The sequence below is a fragment of the Streptomyces sp. NPDC017448 genome (assembly GCF_044330565.1).
Classification (GTDB): Bacteria; Actinomycetota; Actinomycetes; order Streptomycetales; family Streptomycetaceae; genus Streptomyces.
This window is the reverse complement of the sequence record NZ_JBIRLM010000013.1, coordinates 138,214-161,212: the sequence shown is the minus strand read 5'-3', so window position 1 is coordinate 161,212 and position 22,999 is coordinate 138,214. Positions and strand designations below refer to the sequence as shown.

Annotated in this window: 11 protein-coding genes and 1 pseudogene; 3 read left to right on the top strand and 9 right to left on the bottom strand. The window is 67.3% G+C overall.

Annotated features, from left to right (window positions below; genetic code table 11):
* The first annotated feature begins 590 nt into the window (after positions 1 to 590).
* Together ACH4K1_RS22005 and ACH4K1_RS22000 are read left to right on the top strand one after the other, a co-directional pair.
* Positions 591 to 11,171, top strand: coding sequence for a LamG-like jellyroll fold domain-containing protein (locus ACH4K1_RS22005; protein WP_398090963.1), 10,581 nt, complete (start codon positions 591 to 593; stop codon positions 11,169 to 11,171).
* A 36-nt stretch (positions 11,172 to 11,207) separates the two neighbouring features.
* A complete protein-coding gene (locus ACH4K1_RS22000; RefSeq protein WP_398090962.1) occupies positions 11,208 to 11,795 on the top strand; it encodes a hypothetical protein in 588 nt (195 codons plus the stop codon).
* 98 nt (positions 11,796 to 11,893) lie between these two features.
* Here ACH4K1_RS22000 and ACH4K1_RS21995 read toward each other — a convergent pair whose 3' ends face one another.
* The 7 genes and pseudogenes from ACH4K1_RS21995 to ACH4K1_RS21965 all read right to left on the bottom strand — a co-directional run bounded on the left by ACH4K1_RS21995 (position 11,894) and on the right by ACH4K1_RS21965 (position 19,725).
* A complete protein-coding gene (locus ACH4K1_RS21995; RefSeq protein ID WP_398090961.1) occupies positions 11,894 to 12,160 on the bottom strand; it encodes a hypothetical protein in 267 nt (88 codons plus the stop codon).
* 21 nt (positions 12,161 to 12,181) lie between these two features.
* Positions 12,182 to 13,255, bottom strand: a complete 1,074-nt coding sequence (locus ACH4K1_RS21990; RefSeq protein ID WP_398090960.1) for an IS701 family transposase — start codon at positions 13,253 to 13,255, stop codon at positions 12,182 to 12,184.
* A gap of 79 nt (positions 13,256 to 13,334) precedes the next feature.
* Complete coding sequence (tnpC, locus tag ACH4K1_RS21985; protein WP_398090959.1) at positions 13,335 to 14,780, bottom strand: IS66 family transposase; 1,446 nt, start codon at positions 14,778 to 14,780, stop codon at positions 13,335 to 13,337.
* Between the two features lie 438 nt (positions 14,781 to 15,218).
* A pseudogene (locus tag ACH4K1_RS21980) lies at positions 15,219 to 16,675 on the bottom strand (NF041680 family putative transposase).
* A 197-nt stretch (positions 16,676 to 16,872) separates the two neighbouring features.
* The gene (locus ACH4K1_RS21975) at positions 16,873 to 17,646 is read right to left on the bottom strand and encodes a transposase (protein WP_398090958.1); all 774 of its coding nucleotides are present in this window, start codon (positions 17,644 to 17,646) and stop codon (positions 16,873 to 16,875) included.
* 43 nt (positions 17,647 to 17,689) lie between these two features.
* Positions 17,690 to 19,234, bottom strand: a complete 1,545-nt coding sequence (locus ACH4K1_RS21970) for a recombinase family protein (RefSeq protein WP_398090957.1) — start codon at positions 19,232 to 19,234, stop codon at positions 17,690 to 17,692.
* A gap of 68 nt (positions 19,235 to 19,302) precedes the next feature.
* Positions 19,303 to 19,725, bottom strand: a complete 423-nt coding sequence (locus tag ACH4K1_RS21965) for a secondary thiamine-phosphate synthase enzyme YjbQ (RefSeq protein WP_398090956.1) — start codon at positions 19,723 to 19,725, stop codon at positions 19,303 to 19,305.
* A 180-nt stretch (positions 19,726 to 19,905) separates the two neighbouring features.
* On the opposite strand from ACH4K1_RS21965, the gene ACH4K1_RS21960 reads away from it, so the two are divergent.
* On the top strand, positions 19,906 to 21,027 hold the full coding sequence (locus ACH4K1_RS21960; protein WP_398090955.1) for an NAD(P)-binding domain-containing protein: 1,122 nt from the start codon (positions 19,906 to 19,908) through the stop codon (positions 21,025 to 21,027).
* Between the two features lie 54 nt (positions 21,028 to 21,081).
* Here the strand turns inward: ACH4K1_RS21960 and mltG are convergent, their stop codons facing one another.
* Both mltG and ACH4K1_RS21950 read right to left on the bottom strand, forming a co-directional pair.
* Positions 21,082 to 21,939 carry an endolytic transglycosylase MltG gene (gene mltG / locus ACH4K1_RS21955; RefSeq protein WP_398090954.1) on the bottom strand — a complete coding sequence of 286 codons (858 nt, stop codon included), beginning with the start codon at positions 21,937 to 21,939 and terminating at the stop codon, positions 21,082 to 21,084.
* Between the two features lie 443 nt (positions 21,940 to 22,382).
* Positions 22,383 to 22,994 carry a hypothetical protein gene (locus ACH4K1_RS21950; protein ID WP_398090953.1) on the bottom strand — a complete coding sequence of 204 codons (612 nt, stop codon included), beginning with the start codon at positions 22,992 to 22,994 and terminating at the stop codon, positions 22,383 to 22,385.
* Between the last annotated feature and the right edge of the window lie 5 nt (positions 22,995 to 22,999).

Here is a 22,999-nt window from a genome sequence, read left to right as displayed (position 1 = left end):
GAAGAGGCCATCGGAGGTGCCGGGAAGCATGCCCCACAGTTGTCTAGGTTGCTTGCCCTCGACTCCACGAAACTCCGTTAAGGCAACCCCGAGGATAGCCCTCGCCTCGGCTTCGGCGATAGGAGCCCTGGGCGGCGCGCGCAGGGGCGGGTGGCCTCATTGCCCTCGTCAGCCCCCTAACCTTGAACGCACGGCACGAAGTTGCCCTGATCCCCCGCCCAGACGAAGGCAGCGCGCGGCCACTCAGAGCCGACAACAGCGCAGCAAAAGCTCAGCCGGTCACGACCCCTGCCCAAGCTCAGCCAGACTTGACCGTCACCTGACAGTGCCCGCTCTCGCACGACCAGACGCCTGACTCTCCGACACATCTGCGGCGCTCATCCGCCTCCTCGTCATACAGCGAAGGCCCCGGAGCTACCCGGCCGCCGCACTATTCACCGCACACTGCGACATAGGTCATTCGCAAGCGCACTACGGTCGCACCAGATCCTCCGTCACAAGATCATCACAGATCCCAGAGGCCTCTTGCGACTTCGCATTCAGCTCTCGTAAATCTCTCCATACCTTCATCACACTTGTGGGAGTTTTCTGTGCGTGCTGTGCGTTCGCTGGCGTTTGCTGCTGCCCTCACGATGACATCGCTCATCGGCACGGAGCAGGCGGCGAGGGCCTTCGACCTTGCAGGTGCCGCACAGGCGGGGCCCGGAGACAGGCCGGACCAGGCATGGGGATCCGCCGCGGGCATGAGTCATCGCGCACCCAGCAGTGCTACTGACGCAACCGCCACCGGAGGTCGCGGCGGGGCGGTGGCCCTGCCCGGAGAGCTGCCCGCCGAAAGTGCCTCGTCCGTAGAGCAGCTGAATCCACAAACAGAGCTCCCAGCGCCAGGGCGTGCCGAAGAGATCGAAAGCCCCCGCCCCGCCACCCCTCCTGGATTCAATGCGGAACGCAGCGTCGAGGTGGAGAACGCGCGCAAGGAGCGCGAGTCCACCTTCCGCAACGAGGACGGGACTTACACCACCCGCTTCTACAACGAGCCAGTCAACTTCCTCACCGAAAAAGGCACCTGGCAGAAGACCGACTCCTCTCTCGTGCCCGCCGAGGGCACCGGGCCGCGGACCATGAGCGGCAGTGACGAGGACGCGGGCTGGCAGACCAGGTCCACCGAGGCGCCGCTGACCTTCGCCCCGGACGCGGCGGCCGGCCCCGTGGTGCGGATGGACCTGGACGACCAGTTGTCGGTGGGCTACGGCGTCGAGAACGCCCGGCCGTCCGGCGGGCAGGTGTCCGGCAGTGTCATCACCTATTCGGAGGTGCAGGAGGACGCCGACCTGGAGTTCGTCGCGGGGAGCGGGTCGCTCAAGGAGACGATGGTCCTGCGGAGCAAGGACGCGCCGTCGCGCTGGCGTTTCCCGCTCCACGTCCAGGGGCTCACCGCGAGCATCGCCGGCCACGGCGGGGTGTCGTTCACCGACGACGAGGGCGTCGAACAGGCGTGGATGCCCGGCGGCTGGATGGAGGACTCCCGGCGCGAGGACAACTCCGGTCAGGGAGAGATCTCCTCAGGGGTGCGGTTCAGCCTCGTGGAGGAGGCCGGCGGCCAGGTTCTGGTGGTCGATCTGGACGAGGAGTGGCTCCATGCTCCCGACCGGGTGTTCCCGGTCCGGGTGGACCCCTCGCTGAAGTCCGTCGCGGCGACCTCCGGTACCTACGTGCAGTCCCCGTACAACCAGAACTTCTCCAGTGACACGGTCCTCAAGGCCGGCACCTACGATGGTGGCGGGCACAAGGCTGCCGCGTTCCTGCGATTCTCCGGACTGGAGTCCACGCTCAAGAATGCCTGGGTGGTCAACGCCGGGCTGGCCCTCTACAACACCTACTCCTACTCCTGCACCGCCCGTCCGGTGACGGTCCACCCCATCACCTCGAACTGGGCCGAGTCGACCACGACGAAGTACCCCGGGCCGTCCACGGGTTCGGCTCTTGCTTCCAAGAGCTTCGCGCACGGCTGGCGGCCGGCGGGTCAGACCGCCTATCCCTGCGGCGGCGCCAAGTGGGAGTCGATCAAACTGGGTTCGGCCGGACGCAAGCTGGTGGACGACTGGACGCACGGCCGGAAGAAGAACTACGGACTGGCCGTGAAGGCGTCGACGTCCGACTCCAAGGGCTGGAAGCAGTTCGGATCGGATGACTACCCCAACGGCAAGCCGAGCCTGGACGTCACCTGGACGCCCTACGGGGCTACCTACGGACTCGGGGACTTCACCGCTCCCGTCACCGCCACCACCCAGGGCTCGATGAAGATCACGCTCACCAACCGGGGACAGGCGACCTGGCCCAAGGGCGGCAACTACAAACTGCGCTACAACCTGTACAACGCAGCGGGCACCGAGATCACCGACAGCGCGAAGATCGCGTACACGGAGATGCCGAGCGCGGTCGCGCCCGGGGCGAGCGTCACGGTGGACGCCAAGATCGCTCCGCTGACTCCCGCCTCGTACACCGTCGAATGGACCATGACCGACCTCGGCGTCAGCCGCTTCACCTCGGCCGGTGTTCCAGGAGCCGCCGTCCAGCTCTCTGCTGTGAACATACCGCCCGTTCTCACTGCTGAGTCTCCTCCGAGCGGCACGCAGGTGGACTCGCTTACCCCAGCGCTCTGGGCACAGGGGAAAGACGTGGACCGGTACCCGAGAGCCGCGCTGGGCTACACGTTCGAAATCTGCGAGGTTGAGGGCGACAACGCGCGTAAGAACTGCCGTAAAGGCCCTCGGAGCGAGAGACAGCAATGGACCGTTCCAGAGGGCTGGCTTGCGTGGGGGAAGAACTACGCGTGGTACGCCTATGTCTACGACGGAAGCGCGACGTCCCCTGAACCACGCCCTGCGTTTCTCAGCACCGCAGTGCCCCAGCCGGCAGTCACGAGCCATCTCGGCGGAGCCGATGGCACGGGAGAAATCGGTTCACGGTCCGGGAACTACGTGACAGCCTCCACCGACGCCGCCATCCCCACCGTGGGGCCGGAACTGTCGGTGACCCGGACCTACAACTCCCTCGACCCTCGCAGAACCAACGCCTTCGGAGCAGGCTGGGCAACACGCTGGGACGCGCGATTGGTCCAGGAACCCTTGAGCAACACTGTCCTCATCACCATGGCGGACGGCTCACAGGTGCGTTTCGGCCGTAACCCGAACGGGAGCCTTACGGGCCCTACCGGTACCACCATGGACCTCAGAGCCGATGCCTCGGGCTGGACGCTCCGGCAACGGTCCGGCACGGCCTATCGGTTTAACACCTCCGGGTTGCTCTCCTCAATCACCGATGGAGCAGGCCGCACACAGACTCTGGCCTATGCGGGCACAGGCACGCAGCACCTGACTACGGTCACCGACAGGCTCTCCGGCCGGACGCTGAACTTCACTTGGAGCAATGGGCATGTCAGCTCGGTGTCCACTCATGCAGTGGGCCCCGCGACACCTGGCTTGACCTGGACGTACAGCTATTCCGGCGACCGCCTGACGAAGGTATGCCCACCAGCCACCTCCACTGAGTGCACGGTCTACGACTACGAAGAGGGCTCGCTGTACCGCAGCATGGTTCTGGACGCCGGCCCTGTCTCGTACTGGCCTCTCGGTGAGCAAGAAGGTTCAACGGCCCACAGCCATTCGCCTTCTCGGTCCGGTCTGCATGACGCGCTCTACCGAGATGTCACTCTGGGAGCCGGACCCGCGTTGTCCGGTACTACGGACACGGCCGGCTCCTTCGACGGCACGGATTCCGTGGTCGAGTTGCCTGTCGGTGCACTGGAATCGAGCGACGTTCTCTCTGTCGAACTCTGGTTCAAAACCACGACGCCCGGCGTACTTGGCACCCTTCAGGATGCTGAGATCGGTGAGAAGCCCACCCGGTACAGTCCGTTTCTCAGTGTGGACAACGCGGGGAAGTTGCGTGGCCAGTTCTACACGGTCGAACATGCTGGAACTCGGCCTATCACGTCGTCCGCGATCGTCACCGATAACGCATGGCACCATGCCGTTCTCACCAGTGAGGGAACCAAGCAGACTCTCTACCTGGATGGCTCCAGAGTTGGGACTCTGACCGGTACGGTCAGCATGCGCGAGGACCAGCGAGCCTTTCTCGGGGCGGGCTGGGGCAACGAAGGATGGATGGGCACAGCAGCTGCCACCCATCACTTCAAGGGCAGCCTGGACGAGGCCGCCATCTACAGCCGTCCCTTGGATGCCGCCACGGTCAACGATCACTACACAGCTCGCGCGACCAGCGGCCGCATCACCAAGGTGACGCTGCCATCCGGGAGAACCCACGCCGAGGCGAGCTACGACAACGTCAGCGGCCGTCTCACCGAACACACCGACCAGAACGGTGGGACCTGGAAGGTCTCGGCGCCCACCTACTCCGCTGGATCGGCCGCGTATGCCGACGAGGTCAGAGCGGACGCTCCCGAGGGCTACTGGCGGCTCGGAGAACGTTCAGGGTCGAGGGCGACCAGTGCCGCCGGTGATGCCTCCGAAGCCTCCTACGGGGACGGGGCGCGCCTCGGCGATCCCGGGGTTTTCGCCGAGGCCGATGACACCGCCATCTCCCTGGACGGAAGCTCCGATTCTTTCGTTCAGCTCCCCAACGACTTGCCCACCAGCCCCACCACACCCACCGTGGAAATGTGGTTCAAGACCGCCAAGCAGGGCGTCCTCCTCGGGCTGCAGAATGCCGAACTCGGAGAGGTCCCCACATCCTGGCGGCCGGTGCTGAACATCGATGGGAACGGCAAGCTCCGAGGCGAGTGGTACCTGTCCGGAAACCTCGGCGCCGATCCGATCACCTCAACCCAGTCGGTGACCGACAACCAGTGGCACCACGTCGTACTCACCGGAGCCGGCAACAAGCAGTTCCTCTACCTGGACGGGGCCCTCGTCGGTTCGAAGACGGGAACCATTTCCGATCAGGGACGCCCCTACGCCTACCTGGGCGCCGGATACGCCAGTTCCGGCTGGATGGGCGTGCCCAGCGGCACCTACCACTTCACCGGCCAGATCGACGAGGTGGCGCTGTATGAGCACACCATGTCGATGGATACGGTGAAGAAGCACTTCGCCGCACGCACCGCACTCATCTCGGGCGACAGCGCGCACTACCGCGGGGAAGTCGTGGGCGACTCCCCCGCGGCGTACTGGCCCCTGGACGAGGACAGCGGAGCGTCCACCGCTGTCAGCCGGGCTGCCGCATCGGATGGGAACGGCACCTACGTGAATGCCGCATCCGGCGCGACGGGAATCTTCGGCACAGGAGACGGACAGGCCGTGCAGCTCTCGGGCAACGGCGCTGTCTCGATCCCCGGCAGAGTCATAGCCGGTACCACCGACCTCACCGCAGAGCTCTGGTTCAGAACAACCAAGTCCGGTGTGCTGCTCGGCTTCCAGAACACCAAGCTCGGTGACACACCCACGTCATGGAGGCCGGCCCTCAACGTCGACGCCGCCGGAAAACTTCGAGGGCAGTGGTACCTGACGGGAAGCCCCGGAGCCAACCCCATCACCTCCTCTAGAACCGTCACCGACGGGAAATGGCACCACGCGGTTCTCACCGGCGCTCGCACCACGCAATCCCTCTACCTGGACGGCGAGCTGATCGGAACCTTGCCGGGAACCATCTCTGAACAGGGATTGGCCTACGCACACCTCGGAGCGGGCTTCGCCAGTTCCGGTTGGATGGGCGTGCCCAGCGGCACCTACCACTTCACCGGCCAGATCGACGAAGCAGCCCTCTACACACATGCACTGACGGCTGACCAGGTGGCGGACCACTTCGCGACCCGTGAGCGCTCGGCCCTTTCGGCGCTCACCTCCACGGTCAGCGTTACCGACCCCGCGGGAAAGCTCGTGAGCACCCCTTATGACTCTCTGAGAGGTATGCGGCCGACCTCGGTGACCGATGCTGATGGTGGAACGACCACGTATCGGTACGACAGTGGTGGCTTTCTGCACACCGTGACCGATCCGAACGGCCATGCCACCATCACAGGTCAGGACGAGCGCGGCAACACAGTCACCACGACGACCTGCAGAGACGCGAATTCATGCTGGACCTCGTTCACCGAGTACTACGAGAACAAGGCCGATGAGCTGGACCCCCGCAATGACCGACCGGTGGAGATGAGGGACGCCCGCTCCACCGGACCCCGGGATTCGCGCTATCTGACCGCTCAGACCTACACGCCTCAGGGGCTCCCCGACAGCACCACCCTGCCGGACGGCCGCACGGCGAAGCTCGCGTACACGGTCGGCACCGAGCCGGCTGTGGGCGGCGGAACCGTCCCGGCCGGCCTGGTGGCGTCCGAGACCACGCCTGCCGGTGCGGTGACCGTCCACTCCTACTTCGCCAACGGCGATCTGAGCGAGTCCAAGTCTCCGTCCGGCCTCGTCGTCAAGTACACCTACGACGGACTGGGTCGAAAGACCAGCGAAACCCAGATTGCCGACACCTTCCCCGCGGGGGTCACCACCTCGTTCACCTACGATCAGCAGTCCCGGATCGTGACGGAGAGCGGCCCGGGTGTGAAGAACGAGATCACCGGGCGAACTCACACCACAAAGGTCAGCAGCACCTTCGACGCGGACGGCAATCTTCTGACCGAGAAGACCGAGGACACGACAGGCGGCGACACCGTCCGCAGCACTACCTACCACTACAACGCCCACGGTCTCAACGACACGGTGACCGATGCGGAGAACCGTACGACGTCCTTCTCCCACGACGCCTTCGGCCGGGTGGTAGCCGAGACGGACCCGGCAGGACGTACCTACCGCCACTCCTACACATCACGCGGCCAGCATGCGCAGACCGTGCTCCAGGACTGGTCCGGTCACCCCGAGGGCGGGGTCCGCGACCTGGTGGTGGCCTCCTACGCCTACGACCCGGCCGGACAGCTTGCCACCGCTACTGACGCGATGGGATCCACCACCGCCTACACCTACTTCGATGACGGGCTGCCGGCCACCGAGACCGCGAAGGCAGTCTCACAACCCGATGGAACGCGTCGTGACATCGTCCAGGTGTCCAACACCTACGACGGAGCGGGCAACCTGACCCGGCAGACCACTGGCGGAGGCAAGACCACCATCGAATGGCAGGTCGACGCCAGCAGCCGGACGACACGCGAGACCCTGGACCCCTCCGGGCTCAACCGCGTCACCACGTACGAGTACGACAAGGACGACCGTGTCAGCGAGCAGGCGTCGACGATCGACTCCAGCGGCAAGAAGCTGACCATCACCACAGAATTCGACGCGAGCGGAAACCCGGAGAGGGACACACTCAGCGACGGGACCTCCACACACGTCACCACACGGTCCTTCGACCAACGCGGTCTGCTTCAGGCAGAAGTCAATCCCCGTGGTAACGCGGGAGGCGTTGCCAAGTCGGACTACACGACGTCCTACCAGTACGACGCTCTCGGCAGGCTCGTGACGTCCACCAGTCCGCCCGTCAGGGTCGAGGCCAAGAACGTTCTGCCGGCTACCTTGAGGCCGCAGACCGTCACCGGTTACAACGCCTTCGGCGAACCCACGGAGACCAGAGACGCACGGGGCGCGATCACACGGACGCAGTTCGACAAACTCGGCCGGGCCACCGCGGTCACCATGCCGTCGTACACCCCGCCCGGCGGCACCGTCATCACCGACGCGACCAGCCGGACCACGTACGACGCAGCAGGTCGGATCGCGACGACGTCCGACCCGCTCGACCGCACAACTCGCTACGGCTACGACCAGTTCGACAACCTCGTCAGCCGGACCGACCCCCCTGCGACGACACCTTCCCTCGACCCGCCCGTCACCCTGGGTGAGCCCACAGACCTGGGCCCCAACGGTGGCACGACACGCTACGCCTGGACGCCGACCGGCCTCCAACTGTCGGTCACCGACCCGACCGGCGCCAGAACCGAGGCGACATACGACGAACTCGGCCGCGAGCTCACCACCACGGCCATCGAGCGGTACCCAGCACTGCAGAATCTCACCAGCCGGTACACGTGGGACGACGCCGACAACCAGACCACCCACACCACAGCCGTCGGCCACACGACCACAGCCACCTACAACGCCGCCGGCGACACCACGACCGTCAGCGACGCCTACGGAACCACTCGTTTCGCCTACGACCGTCTGGGGCGGCCGACCGAAACCACCGACGCCACCGGCCGCATGTCCCGGACGACCTACGACTCCATGGACAACGTGACCGCGATCGTCGACTACGGCAAGGGCGCTACGCCCCTGAGGTCGTGGGCTGCGACATTCGACCTCGACGGCAACAACACGACAACAAGTTCCCCTGAAGGGGCACACACCGAGCGCACCTTCAACGCACTCGGACATATCACCGGTCAGACCGAGAAAGCCACGGCGACAAAGTCGACAACTCTCTCTTTCGGGTACGACGCGACCGGCAACCGCACCCGCCTCACTGATGGCCGAGGCAACATCACTCTCTACACCCACAACTCGTGGGGCCTGCCTGAGTCAACCATCGAGCCGGCCACCGCCGCCCACCCATCGGAGGGCGACCGCACCTGGACCACCGTCTACGACAGGGCCGGCCAAGCCACAACGGAGCGTCTGCCGGGTGGAGTCCGCAGAGACCGTGTCTATGACGGCATGGGCCGACTCGTACAGGAGACCGGAACAGGAGCCGAGGCCGCCACTGTCACCCGTACCCTCGGCTACGATCCAGCAGGCCGACTCGTCTCCGCAGGAACCGCGAGCCTGCTGGAGAAGAACACCTACACCTACAACGATCGCGGCCTTCTCCTGTCGGCCAAGGGCCCCGGCGGTGACGTGAGCTACGAGTACGACGGCGACGGAAGCATGACCAACCGGTGGCACCAGGACGTTCAAACCTCCTTCGGCTACGACGCAGTCGGCCGTTTGGACTGGACCAGCGACTCCCTCACCGGACGTCAGACCTGGGTCGATTTCGACGAGGCCGGGCGACCGCGGCTGGCACAGTACGCCGAACCACTCACCGACGGGTCCTGGAAGGTCGGAGCCCAACGCGCATACGAATACGACAGCCTGGGGCGCCAGACCAGCGACGCCGTGACCGCGACCGACACCGGCAAGACAGTCACTTCCCTCACCTACGGCTACGACCTCGATGATCGGCTGACCAGCAAGACCACCACCGGGGTGGCAGGCGCGGGAACACACTCCTACGCATACGACGACGCGGGACGCCTCTCCTCCTGGACGAACGGCTCCACGACCACGTCATACGAGTGGGACGAAGCCGGTAACCGCGTGAAGGCTGGAACCCGGAAGGCGACCTATGACGCACGCAACCGCCTGCTGACGGGCGACGCCTCCACGTACTCCTACACCCCGCGCTCCACCCTGGCCTCTGTCTCCGCAGCCACGGGAGGCACCCGCACCCTCGCCTTCGACGCGTTCGAGCGGAAAATCACCGACGGATCGACCAGCTATGCCTACGACTCGCTCGACCGCACCACCACCAGCGGCACCACGTCGTTCACCTACGACGGCGGCTCCAACCAACTGATCAGTGACGGCACATCCCACTACGCCCGAACCCCCGACGGCGCGCTTCTCGCCAGCAGCCAGGGCGGCACACCACAGTTCTCCATCACCGACCGGCACACGGACCTGGTAGCCGGCCTCTCCGCGGACGGCACAACCGTCACGAGTTCCACCACCTACGACCCCTTCGGCCAGAAGACAGCGACCAACGGAACCACTCCGGCACTCGGCTATCAGTCCGGCTGGACCGACCCCGGCAACGGGGACGTCAACATGGCGGCCCGCTGGTACCAGCCGGGAAGCGGAGCCTTCGCCTCAAGGGACACCTGGCTCCTCGACCCGAGCCCGGCAGCCCAGGCCAACCGCCACGTGTACGCCAACTCAGACCCTGTCAACGGCACCGACCCCACCGGCCACAACCGGGCATGCGCCTGCGGCGGCGGAAGCGTCTTCCTCCGCAGCGGCGGGTCCAGGGGCGGCGGAGGCGGCAGCAAAGCCACACGGCCCAAGTCCAAGTCGAAGTCCAAGACACGACCCAGAACCTCCTACCGCGACCCCCGCGCGGACCTCTGCAACAGCAGTCGGTGCGGCGCCGGCCGGGCCCGCCCGGCCAGACCCTCCAAGCCCACCAGCCGACCCGTACGACCGACCGCGCGGGGCCCGATACGCACCAGGCCGGTTGCCAACACCACGCGCCCGGGCAACGGAGGCCGCTGCACATACAACTGCTCCGCCCGCACCGGGACCACGAACTGGGCACCCCAAGGAACCGTGACCACCCGCCCGCCCGCCCCACGCCCTCCTCAGAACCCCAATCGCGGGCCAAACGCCAAGCCGGCGCCGACTCGGCCAGCGCCCAAGCCCGACTGGGACCCCAAGAACGGCGGCTGGACGCCCGGCGATGGCTGGAAAATGGTCGTCGGCGCACTAAACATGCTGAACCTGGCCGGCAATGACCAGTACATGCCGGACCAGGCGCCTACCTCGCATCCGGCACCCGGTACAGGCCCCGGGGCAGGCAGTGGGCGTGACAACTCGCAGGACTGCCGCCGAGCAGGTGCTGGGTGGGTGGACTATGGCAAGCTTGACACTGCGCACGGCAACCGAGCCACTACTATGAACAGTTGCCTCGACAAGGTGTACCTGGGCTCGCACACGGGATCAGCGGCTGTGGGTGACAAGGCGGCCGGGTACCAGTGGGCCAAAGACACGGTGAACGACTGGGGATACGCTAACGATTCGTACTGGGTCAACGCGTGTCACCTGCTTTCCAGAGAGCTCTCCGGTACAGGGCGTAATTCTGCGAACCTGTCCAGTTGTACGCGTCCGTCGAACGCCTGGGTGCGCGGCACCGACCGAATAGACAAGAATTTCCGCTACTACGAGACGGCCGTTCGAAAGGCGACGGGGCAGAACCATGTTGTTCAGTACTCGGTGACGCCCAACTACACGGGTAATCGAGTCGTGGCCAGTTCTTGGACTTTCAACGCGACGGCCTGGGATGTTCAGGGGAAGCAGTATCAACTCTTCAGTAATGGTGTGGTTCAAAATAAGCTGGGCGGCAAGAATCTCGGTTTGCAAAACGACAAGCATGGCAAGCCCGCCCCGATCAAGTGATCACGTGCCGACGGCGACCAGGAATGGACTGCGATCATGACCGCAAGCGATAGTCTCAGGACGCTGGAAGGCCTGTTGCCTCCTAGGCCAGGAGCCGGTCTCGACGTGGACTGGCCTACGATCGAGGAAGCCTGGGGTACGGAATTTCCCCACGATTACAAGGAGATCATTACTCGGTATGGTGATGTGCTTCTAGGGGAATACCTGGAGGTGCTCGCCCCCGGCGTATTCACACCAGACACATGCGACGAGCCAGGTGCTCCGCTCGGTGGCATGGGATTCATCACGGCAGACGCTCGTGATATCTGGGTCGATACAGCGCCTGTCGGTGTCGATGTCAAGTCGGAGGAGCTGGTGACGTGGGGGGCGGCAAGCAGCGCCGACCTTTTCTGCTGGCTCGCTCGTGGTAAACCGGCCGAGTGGCCAGTGTTGGTCTTCAGTCATGGTGACGACGTCTGGACTCGGCTAGATTTCGGTATCGCGGAATTCTTGTGCCGAGTGCTGGAAGCGCGGCCGGGAGTTGAGGTGATGGATGACTCTCCGCTGTGGGGGCAACCTCATCCCGCTTACGCTAGTTCGGCGGAGCGCCGACGGGTGCGTGAAGCCGAGAATCCTCAGGATTAACCTCGATCTTTTGTGATGGTCCGCTGGCGGAGTCGGTGGACCATCAGGCGTTCTTCCACAGATACGGCAGCTGTAGATAGCTGCTGCCGGGGTTTTGATCATGGTGTGGTGTCGGCATACGCGTGCCATCGGCGGTGGCAGAGGCGGGCGCGGTGTTGGTGGCGGCGGCGCCAGGTGGACCACCACAGCAGGTGCTCGCGGTCTCGTCGGGGCGGCGGAAGGGTCAATGCCCGGAGCGGACGGAGGAGTTCGTGGCTGCTGAGGGGGACGAGGTCGGCCTCGCAGGGATCGTTGCGGGTGGCCTGTGCGGTGCGTTCGAGGGCGGCTGCGGTGGCCAGGAATGCGTGGGCGACCAGGGTGATCACGCTCCAGCGGTGCCAGGAGTTTCAGCAGGTGACCTGGCCTTTGTCGAGGTGGCAGATCTCCTTCGCGTCCTGGAAGTCGTCCTCCACCCGCCACCTCAGACACACCAGTGACACCAGTCGCGCCAGTGACACCGGCCCGGCGGCGAAGCAGCGGTAGTAGGACACGGTGCGGGTGTAGCGGTGCCGGCGGACCAGCAGCACCGAGGTCCCCGTGTCGCGGTCGTGTCCGTCGGGGGTGTCGTCGGTGGTGACCTCGATCATCGCCCAGTCGTAGTCGCGTATGCCCTTCTGCCCCGCACCGGTCCGCATGCGCTGCCAGGCCCGTTGCGGCAGCCGGGCGGCGGCCCTGGCCACGCTCAGCTTCACGGGGCCGGTCGTGACCTGGTGGTTGGAGCGCACGCCCACGACGTAGCCCAGGCCCAGCTCACGGCAGGCGCTACGCAACTCCCGCCCTCCGTGGACCTCGTCCCCCAGGAAGAACGAGGCGGATATGCCCTGCCGGCCGGCGGCGCGAAGCATGTCCGCCGCGAGCTGTGGCTTGGTCGCGAAGCACAGCTCGTCGGGGACACCGGACAGCTCACGGCGTTCCTCGTCGGCGGCCCACTCCTGGGTGAAGTACAGGCGCCGGCCGACCAGGCAGTGCCCGGCGGACGAGGCGAAGGTCAGGTGCACCGCGACCTGGCACAGATCCACACCGCCGACCGAGCCGGAGTACTGGCGTGCCGCGGCCACCGCGTCGGTCGAGGATTTCGCATCCCCCGTCTCATCCGCGATCAGGATCCCGTCGCCGTCGTCGAGCAGGCCCACGGCCCAGGCCGCAGTCCGCTGAAGCACCGCCTCCTCGTCCCACACCGCACGGGAGAGCAGATGGTGCAGGCGGTGCGGGCCCCGTTCACCGATCGCTTCGGCCAGGCTCCAGCAGTTGACGTCCTCCAACTCCATCAGCATGCCCCGGGTCATCCGCGCGAACGTCTGGCGGGTCTCGGAGCGGGCGGAGCAGTCGGCCACCGAAGCCAACAGGCCCCCGAACGCGATGTCATGGCCTTCGTGGTCTACCGTGGCCGAAGCGGCCGCCTCGTTCTGATGTTGCGTCACACCACATCATGACCAAGGCGGCCGTCCTCATACCCGCAGCCACCCCCCTCAAGCCGCTGAACGTAATTGTTTAGGGCTTTCAGCTGGTTGCGGGCAGCGTCCATGGCCGTCCGGCGAAGAGGTCGCGTAGGGCGGTCAGCGGGTTGATGCCGTGTTTGCGCACGGTGGAGATGTAGGAGCGGATCCGGGCGAAGCGCCTCGCGCCGGTCAGGGTCCGCCAGGAGCCGGAGATCTTCTGTTGCGCCTTGACCATCCGCAGGTCGCGCTCGGCGGTGTTGTTGTCGAACGGGACCGCGGGGTCGGTCATGTACCGCTGGTACTCGGCGGTGCGGTCCCGTAGCCGTTCCGCCAGTGCCCGGGCCTTCGGCTTCGGACCCGTGCCGGAGTACGGGTTGGCGGCGATGCCGCACAACGCCACCTGCCGGTAGCGGTCCTGGAAAACGGCGAGTCTCTCGGGGGCGAGGGTGCTCTGTCCGGCGGCCACGGCGTCGGCGACCGCGCCCTTCGCCTCGATCAGCACGTCGATCATCGCCTGGGCCCAGGTCTGCTCGCGTCGGGTGTCCTCGGTGGCCGCGATCAGTTCGCGCAGGACGTGCGCGCCGCACAGGGCCCGGTCGTCGCCGTAGACCGTGTAGGAGGCCAGGGCGTCGGTGACCAGGGTGCCGGTGAAGGCGGGCAGGATCGCGAAGTCGTCCATGGCCGCCCGGCCGCGTGCTGTGTGGATGCCGTAGAAGGTGACCAGGTGGGTGCACATCACGTGCAGCCAGTGCAGGCGACCGGCCACCCGCACCCCGGACTCATCGGCGTGCGCGACGGGGGCGGCGGTCAGATGCTCCTTGACCTGGGTCTCGAAGTCGGCCAGGCCGTCGTGCGCGCGGTCCAGGACGGAGACGACGGTTCCGGTGGAAATCGCCAGGCCGAACAGGGTGCCCATCGCCTCGGCCGGCCGCTTGGCCGGCAGGTGCTGGTAGGCCGACAGGTAGCAGATCGCCGCCCGCACCCCGGCCCCGTACACGGCAGGCGCGTTGACCTGCTCGGGAGCCGTCGCGGTCGTGGTGTGCCCGCAGCCGCACACCGCCTGGTGCAGCCGGTGCTCGGTCACCTCAGGTGCGATCTCGGGCAGGTCGAAGACCTGCCGGGCCCGATAGCCCGCACTTGGCCCACCGCCGAGTCCGGCCCCGCAGCCGCCACACGCGACCGGATGATGATCGATGATCACATCCGGGTCGGCGACCTGTTCCAGTCGTCCGCCCGGATCCCCCTTGGCCCGGCCCGGCTTGCGGCCCGTGCGTCGGCGCAGCGACTTCGGCACCGGCTTCTTGCCCAGCCCATCGCTGGAGGGAGGCTTGGAGGAGTTGTGCGAGTCCGTCGCGGCCTGCCGCTCCAACTCCGAGATCCGCTCCGCCTGCTGAGCGATTGTCGCTGCCTGAGCCGCGATCGTCTCCGCCTGAGCGGCCACCAGCAGCCTCAACTCCACCACCAGCGCGGCCAACTCCTCGTACGTGGGTGGCGGGGCAGAGGACACAAGATCAACCTACCGGACCACGGTGACCGAGACGCACCACATCACCGCAGCTCGCGAGCGGCCCTAAACAGTTACAGAATGGGGGGCGTGACCGAAATAACAAGAAGTGTGACGATGGCCCTGGAGTCAGTCCGACAGGGCACGCCGTGTATCTGCCGCGTGAACGCTACTACGACTCATTCGAGGGTAGCTATCAGTGTAGAGCCACAGGAGTCTACGGTTTGTTGGATATCACCGACTACAACAAGGGAAGAAAGGCACCCGGAACCAACACTAATGGTTCAACGCAGCCGCCTGGCATGAACGAAATTCGCAGCAACGAGCATGTGCCTGCGAATGGGCACCTCATTCCTGCCGCAGCAAAAGGGTCGGGCATCGATCTGCGCAACCTTGTGGCTGAATACGAGGAAATAAACACACCTTACCTTAACTTGATCTTTAACCTGTGCGGCGGGGGCGAGGAGTTGTTGACTTCTTGGTTCGTTGTTTCGCGGAGCCTGGTTTGCCGACTGTGTGCACGTCGTGGCGTGGGGTGGGTCGGGTGTTCTTGCTTCCGAGTGGCCGCCCGGGGCCGGGGCGGGAAGATTTGGGTACTTCGGCTGGGCAGGCGGCCTTCGGGCGGAGGTGCCGAAAGTCGCGGCGGACTCGTGCGGGGGTGAGCCTGTGGGGCGGGGACGGTTTCTCCCACGGCCGCCGGAGGTCTGCCGCCAGGGGGCGGGCGAGCCGGAGCTGGGTGAAGACGGCGACGATCAGCCAGGTCCAGCGGTCTGCGGCCTCGGGGCTGCGGATCTTTGGGCAGGTCCAGCCGAGCGTCTGCTTGAACAGGCGGAAGGTGTGCTCGATGTCGAAGCGCCGCAGGAACGCCTGCCACAGACGGTCGACGTCGGCTGTGGTGGCGTCGGTGCCCGACCACCACAGCCAGACCGGCTTCGGTGTGGCGCCGCTGAGCAGGTGCTCGACTTGCAGGCGGATCACGGTGCCTTCGATGACCGGCAGGGCGCCCGACTGGGCGGTCCAGGCCGAGCGGTGGGTCAGCCTTGGATGGAGCCGGTCCCAGGAGCGGGCGGTGGCGGTGCCGTAGAGACGGGTTGCGGTCACCGTCTGCGCGTCGGGAGGGTTCCAGGTGTCCGGGTCACCGAAGACGAACTCCCCTCCGTGGCGGGGTGGCCGGCCTCGAACTCCGGGCTCCCGGGGCGGTGCCGCGCGGCGCAGGACCCGGTCCGAGCGTATCCGTCCCAGTACCTGCACCGGCAGATCTTGCAGAAGGAAGGCCAGGCGGGGCACGTCGTAGCCGGCATCCACCACGATCAGGATCTCTGGACTCCGTCCTTCCACTGCCCGGCCTCGATCAGCCGCTCGATGAGCTCGCGCATCTGCCGGGCCGTGACGGTGGCGGCATCGTCACCCGGTGCCAGACGCAGCGCGTCCAGCGGCGCGGTCCAGGAACTGCGGCCCGTCTCCAGTGCGCAGATCACCGAGTAGGGCCAGCCTGGCGCGGGAATGTGCTGGTCCTTGCCCCGGCCGTAGGTGTGGCACAGGACCCGCTGCGGCGAGGTGTGAGCGTTGGGCCGCAGCCAGCAGGTGAGGTCGGCGGCCAGGACCAGCCGGCCGTCCGCCGCCCGCGGCAGCGGCACCGCGGCCAGGGCCCGCCGCAGCCGGGCCACATCGACCCGGCCCGCGGCCAGAGCGTCGTAGAGCCCGCCGTGCCCGCGCCGGTGTTCACCGACCAGCGACAGCTCCACCAGCGACCGGACCGGCCCGTCCGCGCACAACACCGCGTCCGCGAGTTCGAACAGCGCGTCCGCACGCCGGGTCAGACAGGAGTAGAACTCACTCCGGAAGCGTGACAGTCCCGCAAACGGATCCTGCCGGACAACATGATGCGACAGACTCATCCCCACGGCCTTCGTGCTGAGCGTTGTGTGTTCCTTGGTCGGATCACATGCTCAGCCGAAGGCCGCCCGCACGCACGGCAGTTACCAATCCGAGTGATCAAGTACGAGGACTCGTTCGGACTCCGAGGTTAAAGATCAAGCTAGAGTTTGTCCCGTAAATGATCTGAGGCATGCAGGATGACCTGCTTGTTTGCCTCTCATCCGGTGAGGGTGAGGTTGTGGAGGCGGGCGATGCCGAGCATCGCGTGGTGGACGCCGTCGTCCTTGAGGCGGCAGTCGCGGAGGATTTTCCAGCTCTTCATGCGGGCGAAGGTGTGCTCGACGCGGGCTCGCACCTTGCGGTGGGAGGCGTTGTGCTCCTCCTTCCGGGCCGGTAGTTCCTCGTCCTTGTGCCGACGGTAGTGCGGGATGGTCAGCCCGGTGCCCCGGTAGCCGCCGTCGGCGATCACCGTGGGGGCGGTGCCGACGGCGGCCTTCGCGCCGGAGTCCTGCCAGGCCCGGCAGTCGTTGCGGTTGCCGGGCAGCGGCTTGCCGACGGCCACCACGAGGCGGGTGTCGGCGTCGATGACGACCTGGTGGTTGGTGGAGTAGCGGTAGTTCTTGCTGGAGGCGGCCACGGTCCGGTCGCGGGTGGGGACCAGCGTGCCGTCCACGATGAGCACGGCCTCCTTGCGGAACCGCCGCCGGGGCTGGAGGGTGAGAGCCGGCCCGAGGTGGTCGACGATCCGGTCGGCCGCCGACTTCGAGACGCCGAACAGCGGGGCGAGTTGACGCAGGGTGAGGTTGGTGCGCCAGTACGCGGCCACCAGCAGCACCCGGTCCTCCAACGGCAACGACCACGGTCGGCCCTTGCGGACCGGATCGGCCCCCTCACGCCGCAGCGCGGCGATCAGCTTGTTGAACTGCCGAGGGCTCAGCCCGGTGAACGGGCCTATCCACGAGGGCTCCGACGCCATGATCACACCAGCCACGGCAAGATCATCTCACTCCTGGCCAGCAGATACGGGACAACCTCTAAAGCAGGGCCATCGGGTCCTGTTCGGGACCGTGAAGGAAACCGGGCACCCAGCGAACGGGAGCACTGGCCGGGAAGAGCGTCACCCGTACGCCGAAGTCGATCAGGATTTCCTTTCGAGCCTGTACATCCGCAGCACGGAACCAACGGTCGGCGACCGTCTCGCCGGTCGGCCGCCGGACCATGCCAGGTGCCCGCCATGGCTCAGCCTCCAGAGCGGCCAGCTCCCGCCCCAGCGCGGCATACCGGTCCCGGAACCACACGGCGTCGTCCGGGGCGTCGTACAGCCCGGCTTCACGGTCGGCTCGCAGCCGCTCACGGCTGGCCCGGTTCTCCGCCACGCGCTCGGCGATGCCGTTGCCCGGGTCGTACACCGTCTCGTAGATCATGCCGTCACCCAGCTCTCGGAGGAACCACTCCTCGACGTAGGCGTCAAGAAGATGAGCGTTGATGAGCGGTGCGGGGCGGCAGTGCTGCGCCTGAAGCCAGCCCTTGTTCCGCGCCGTACACGTGTAGCGCGGGGGGGCGTCTTTCGACGTCTGGGTGTAGAGACGCGTATGGCACTGCCCGCACAGGGCGACCGTGGTCAACAGGTATTCGCGGTTGGATCGGCGGGTCCAGGGAGCCTTTCGGGACAGAATGGCGCTCCTGAGCGCCTCGTGTGTGGCCCGGTCCCACAGCCCCTCGCAGAGCCGTACGGGGTGACCGTCCCCCCTGCCGAGGACGGGCTTGTTGCGGTGCATCAGGTACCCGAGGGTGGCTTCGGACAGAAGGATGTTCTTCAGGCTCTGGGGAGACCACGGTCGGCCCCCTGCCGGCTTGCCGTACATCACGGCCAGGTGATCCGCAGGTGAGAGTTCCCCGGCACGATTGAGACGTGCGGCCTCGCTACTGCAGGTGACGTTGTCAGGATCGGCCAGGATGCGGCGGGCGACGTTCCGCAGTACATCCGAGGCATGCGGATGCAGTTCGACCTGGTCGATCTTCCCTCCCATCACCTTCCGGACGTACTGGAAGCCGTACGACGGCTTGCCTTTCGGGCGGCCGGCGGCGCGGGTCTTGACGGTGGTATCACGGTTCCTGCGCTGGATGGCGCGCAGTTCCATCTGCGCGCCCCAGGCTTCCATAGTGAAGCGGTTCTCGTCGGCGGGGTCGTCGAGGTTCCAGGCACCGTCGTGCCCGTACGTGACGAGCATCTTCTTCTCGTCCCGCATCTTGTAGCCGGTGTTCAAGCAGTCGACGACGTTGCGGCCGAGCCGGTCCACCGCTGCCGCGACCAAGCCGTCGTACGGGCCCCTCTCATCACGGAGCCATGGGCCCAGACTGGGACGCGTCACGGGATCCGTGGCGCCGGAAACCTCCCAGTCGTCCGCCCAGCCGATGATGTGGGCCCCGACAGCGGCGGCTGCCGTGAGCACGTTCTCGCGCTGGCGCTCAGGTGAAGACGTCGCCAGCTTCACGCGCGACAGCCGCCGCACTCCAAGCAGGCACTTGCCGCATCCGTCGTAGGGTCGTTCGAGCGTGTTGAGGTCCGTACCGCGCATTTCTTCTCTCCGTTCGAGCGCGCATCGTACGGAGAATCGGCGGCCACGCCCCCGCTGAACGATCTTGGTCAGCTGAGGAAGCTCAGACGAACCTGACGGTTGTCTTTAGAGATGTTCGTGTCCACCAGGCAGACCGACTGCCAGGTCCCCAGTTCCAACCGGCCGGCGATGACCGGCAGGGTGGCGTGGGGCGGTACCAGGGCGGGGAGTACGTGGTCCCGGCCGTGGCCGGGGCTTCCGTGGCGGTGTTGCCAGCGGTCGTCGGCGGGGAGCAGGTGGTGGAGGGCGGACAGGAGGTCCTCGTCGCTTCCCGCGCCGGTCTCCAGGATGGCGACGCCGGCCGTGGCATGGGGGACGAAGACGTTGAGGAGGCCGTCGCGGCCCGGTGCGATGCGGGTCAGGAACTCCTCGCAGGCGCGGGTCAGGTCGGTGACGCTCTCGCTGGTCCCCGTGGTGAGGGTCAGGATCGTGGTGCTGAAGGAATCGGACATGCCTCCATCCTCACCCCTCGCACGTGGCATGACGCGTCCACGTTCCGCGAGACCGCCGACCGTGTCGTGACCGGATGACCGCGTTCAGCGCCGCCTTCCGATCAGCTCTGCTCCCTCCGCGCGGTACCGCTCGTCGGGCGGTGGGGGAAGATCCCGGCCGCCCGGCGAGTTAGTAGAAACGTGAACGTTTCTGGGGTGCGCGAGCTGGACGTGGCCGTGGTCGGCGCGGGTCAGGCGGGGCTGTCCGCCGCCTATCACCTGCGCCGCGCCGGGCTGGAACCGGACGCCGATTTCGTCGTACTGGACCACGCCCCCCGGCCGGGCGGCGCGTGGCAGTTCCGCTGGCCCTCGCTGACGTACGGCAAGGTCCACGGGATGCACGCGCTGCCCGGCATGGAGCTGACCGGGGCCGACCCCGAACGGCCCTCCTCGGAGGTGATCGGCGCGTACTTCGCCGCGTACGAGGAGCGCTTCGACCTGCGGGTCCACCGGCCCGTGGAGGTCGGCGCCGTACGGGAGGGCAGCGGCGGACGGCTGCTGGTGGAGACCTCGGAGGGGGTGTACGCCCCGCGTGCCCTGATCAACGCGACCGGCACCTGGGACCGGCCGTTCTGGCCGCGCTACCCCGGCCAGGAGACGTTCCGGGGGCGGCAGTTGCACACGGTGGACTATCCGGGGCCGGAGGAGTTCGCGGGACGGCGCGTCATCGTGGTCGGGGGCGGCGCGTCCGGTACGCAGCATCTGATGGAGATCGCCGGGTTGGCGGCCGCCACCTTCTGGGTGACCCGCAGCGAACCCGTCTTCCGCGAGGGGCCGTTCACCGAGGAGTGGGGGCGGCAGGCCGTGGCGATGGTGGAGGAGCGGGTGCGCAAGGGGCTGCCGCCGCGGAGCGTGGTCAGCGTGACCGGGCTGCCGGTGACCGAGGCGGTGCGCCGGGCCGGGGAGCAGGGGGTGCTGGACCGGATGCCGATGTTCGACCGGATCACGCCGACCGGTGCGGTCTGGGACGACGGCCGGACCGTGGAGGCGGACGTGATCCTGTGGGCGACCGGCTTCCGGCCCGCCGTGGACCACCTCGCGCCGCTCAAGTTGCGCGAGCCGGGGGGCGGTATCCGGGTCGAGGAGACCCGTGCCGTACGCGACCGGCGCGTCCACCTCGTCGGGTACGGCCCCTCCGCCAGCACCATCGGTGCCAACCGCGCGGGCCGCACGGCCGTCCGGTCCGTGACGCGGCTGCTCGCGGAGGCCGGCGGTGGACGGACGGAGCGGATGGCGGGAGCGGCCGCGGCGCCGGGAGGCTGAGCTTCGCCGCCCGGGGAAGGGCGCGGCACTGGGCCGATCCCGCTCTGGAGCCCGTCAGCTCTGGGCGCCGGCCCGACCGCGGTTGAACTCCTCCACGTTCCTCTGCTGTTCGGCGTAGTCGTCGGTGAACCGGGTGTCTCCGGGGCGGACCGTGACGAAGTACAGCCACGGTCCGGGCGTGGGGCTGACCGCCGCGCGCAGCGCCTCCTCCCCCGGATTGCCGATGGGGGTCGGCGGCAGGCCCTTGACCCGGTAGCTGTTGTACGGGCTGTCCAGCCGGGTGTCGGCGGTCGTCGTGTCCAGGGTGGAGCGCTTCAGGGCGTAGTTGATGGTGGAGTCCATCTGCAACGGCATGTCCTTGAGCAGCCGGTTGTAGACGACCCGGGCCACCTTGCCCATGTCGGAGGCGGTATCGGCCTCGGCCTGGACGATGCTGGCGATGGTGACCGTGTCGTAGACGGAGACGTTGTTGCGCCGGGCCCCGGCCGTGACATGGCTCGCCCCGAAGTGGTTGCGGGCGGTGTCGGCCATGTAGCGCAGCAGGCCGGCGGGCTCGGCCCCGTCGTCGAGCGGATACGTGGCCGGGAAGAGGTAGCCCTCGGGGTTGCCCTCGGCCTGGGGCGGCAGCTTCAGATCCACCGTGGAGGCGGCCTTCCGGGTGGTGCCGGACGTGAGGCCGAGCGCCCGGTCGACGGACGCGTACACCTCCGATGCGCGGCGGCCCTCGGGAATCAGCAGGGTCTTGTGCGGCTGGTCCTTCTCCTTGCGGTGCTCGTCCGGTCCGAGCAGGGCCAGCGGGATCAGTACGGCGGCCGACACGAGGAGGAGCACGCCGACGGCCAGGACGATCTTCCCGCGGCGGGTCGGGCGGAGTCGGCGGCGGGGGCGGGCGTCCGGGGACTCGTTCACCATGCGGGCACGTTAACCCGGGGCGGGAGCCGTCACCGGTAGCCCGGCCACGGCGTCGGGCCGGGCGACACGAACGCCGTAGCGACCCCTCCGGAACACACGAACACCGGAACATGCGAACAAGGGATCGAGTGTTCGCTGGAACGCGTGATCGTCAGCGGATTCATTGCCCGTCACCCGTCCGGGGCGTGATGATTGCAGAGCGCAGTCAACGGGCTGCAGACCGCTACTGCGCAGTCCCACAGATGCACCACGCACAAGGAGAAAGAACCAGATGAACTTCCTGACCAACCTGCTGGCCGGCGTCGTCCACTTCGTGGGTTGGCTCGTCTGACCATTGCTCCACCCGGCGCCGCCGCTCCCCGTCCCCGGGAGCGGCGGCGCCGCCGTGTGTGCGGGCGGGCGGGACGGGGGGCGCGTGCCGGACGCCCGCGGGCCCGGCCGGGTCAGCCGGGGGGTGCGGCCGGGCCGGTGAAGGGCGGCAGAGCGGCGAACCCGGGGGCGACCGTCACGGCCGCCGCGAGGGTGTCGAGCGTCCGGCGGACCCGGGTGAGCGGGTGGTCCGGGAAGTCCGCGTCCCACCGGGCGTGGTCCGCCGCGTGGAAGGGCAGCCCGCCCTGGACCTCGGGGGCGTAGGGGTGCGGGCGGAAGTACCGGCCGGGGCCGAGCTTGGCCATCACCACGGCTTCCCGCGCACCGGTCGTCCCCCGCTCCGCGGCCTGGATCTTCACCACGGTGCTGCATCCGGCGCGGGGCACGGTGAAACTGCCGATGAACACCTGTCCACCGGCCCGGTCGGGCAGCGGCAGTTTGAGTATCTGGCGCAGGGCGGGCAGCCCGTCCAGGGGCTTCACCGACGCCTCGACGAGGCCCCCGCCGGCCCGCGCGGTGAAGTGGGTGAGCCGGTGGCGCAGGGCGGGGCCGTCGTCCAGAGCGGCCGGCAGGTCCGGCGGCAGGTCGAAGAAGTGCAGCGACAGGACGTCGCCGTGGTCGTTCAGCCAGGCGTCGGCGTCCACGGTCCGGTAGCCGGGGAGTTCCACCCCGAGAAGAGCTCTCATGCGCG

Coding starts and splice junctions, on each gene's coding strand:
- ACH4K1_RS22000 (WP_398090962.1), top strand. CDS start 11,208: ATGACCGCAAGCGATAGTCTCAGGACGCTGGAAGGCCTGTTGCCTCCT.
- ACH4K1_RS21970 (WP_398090957.1), bottom strand. CDS start 19,234: ATGCGCGGTACGGACCTCAACACGCTCGAACGACCCTACGACGGATGC.
- ACH4K1_RS21965 (WP_398090956.1), bottom strand. CDS start 19,725: ATGTCCGATTCCTTCAGCACCACGATCCTGACCCTCACCACGGGGACC.
- mltG (WP_398090954.1), bottom strand. CDS start 21,939: ATGGTGAACGAGTCCCCGGACGCCCGCCCCCGCCGCCGACTCCGCCCG.
- ACH4K1_RS21950 (WP_398090953.1), bottom strand. CDS start 22,994: ATGAGAGCTCTTCTCGGGGTGGAACTCCCCGGCTACCGGACCGTGGAC.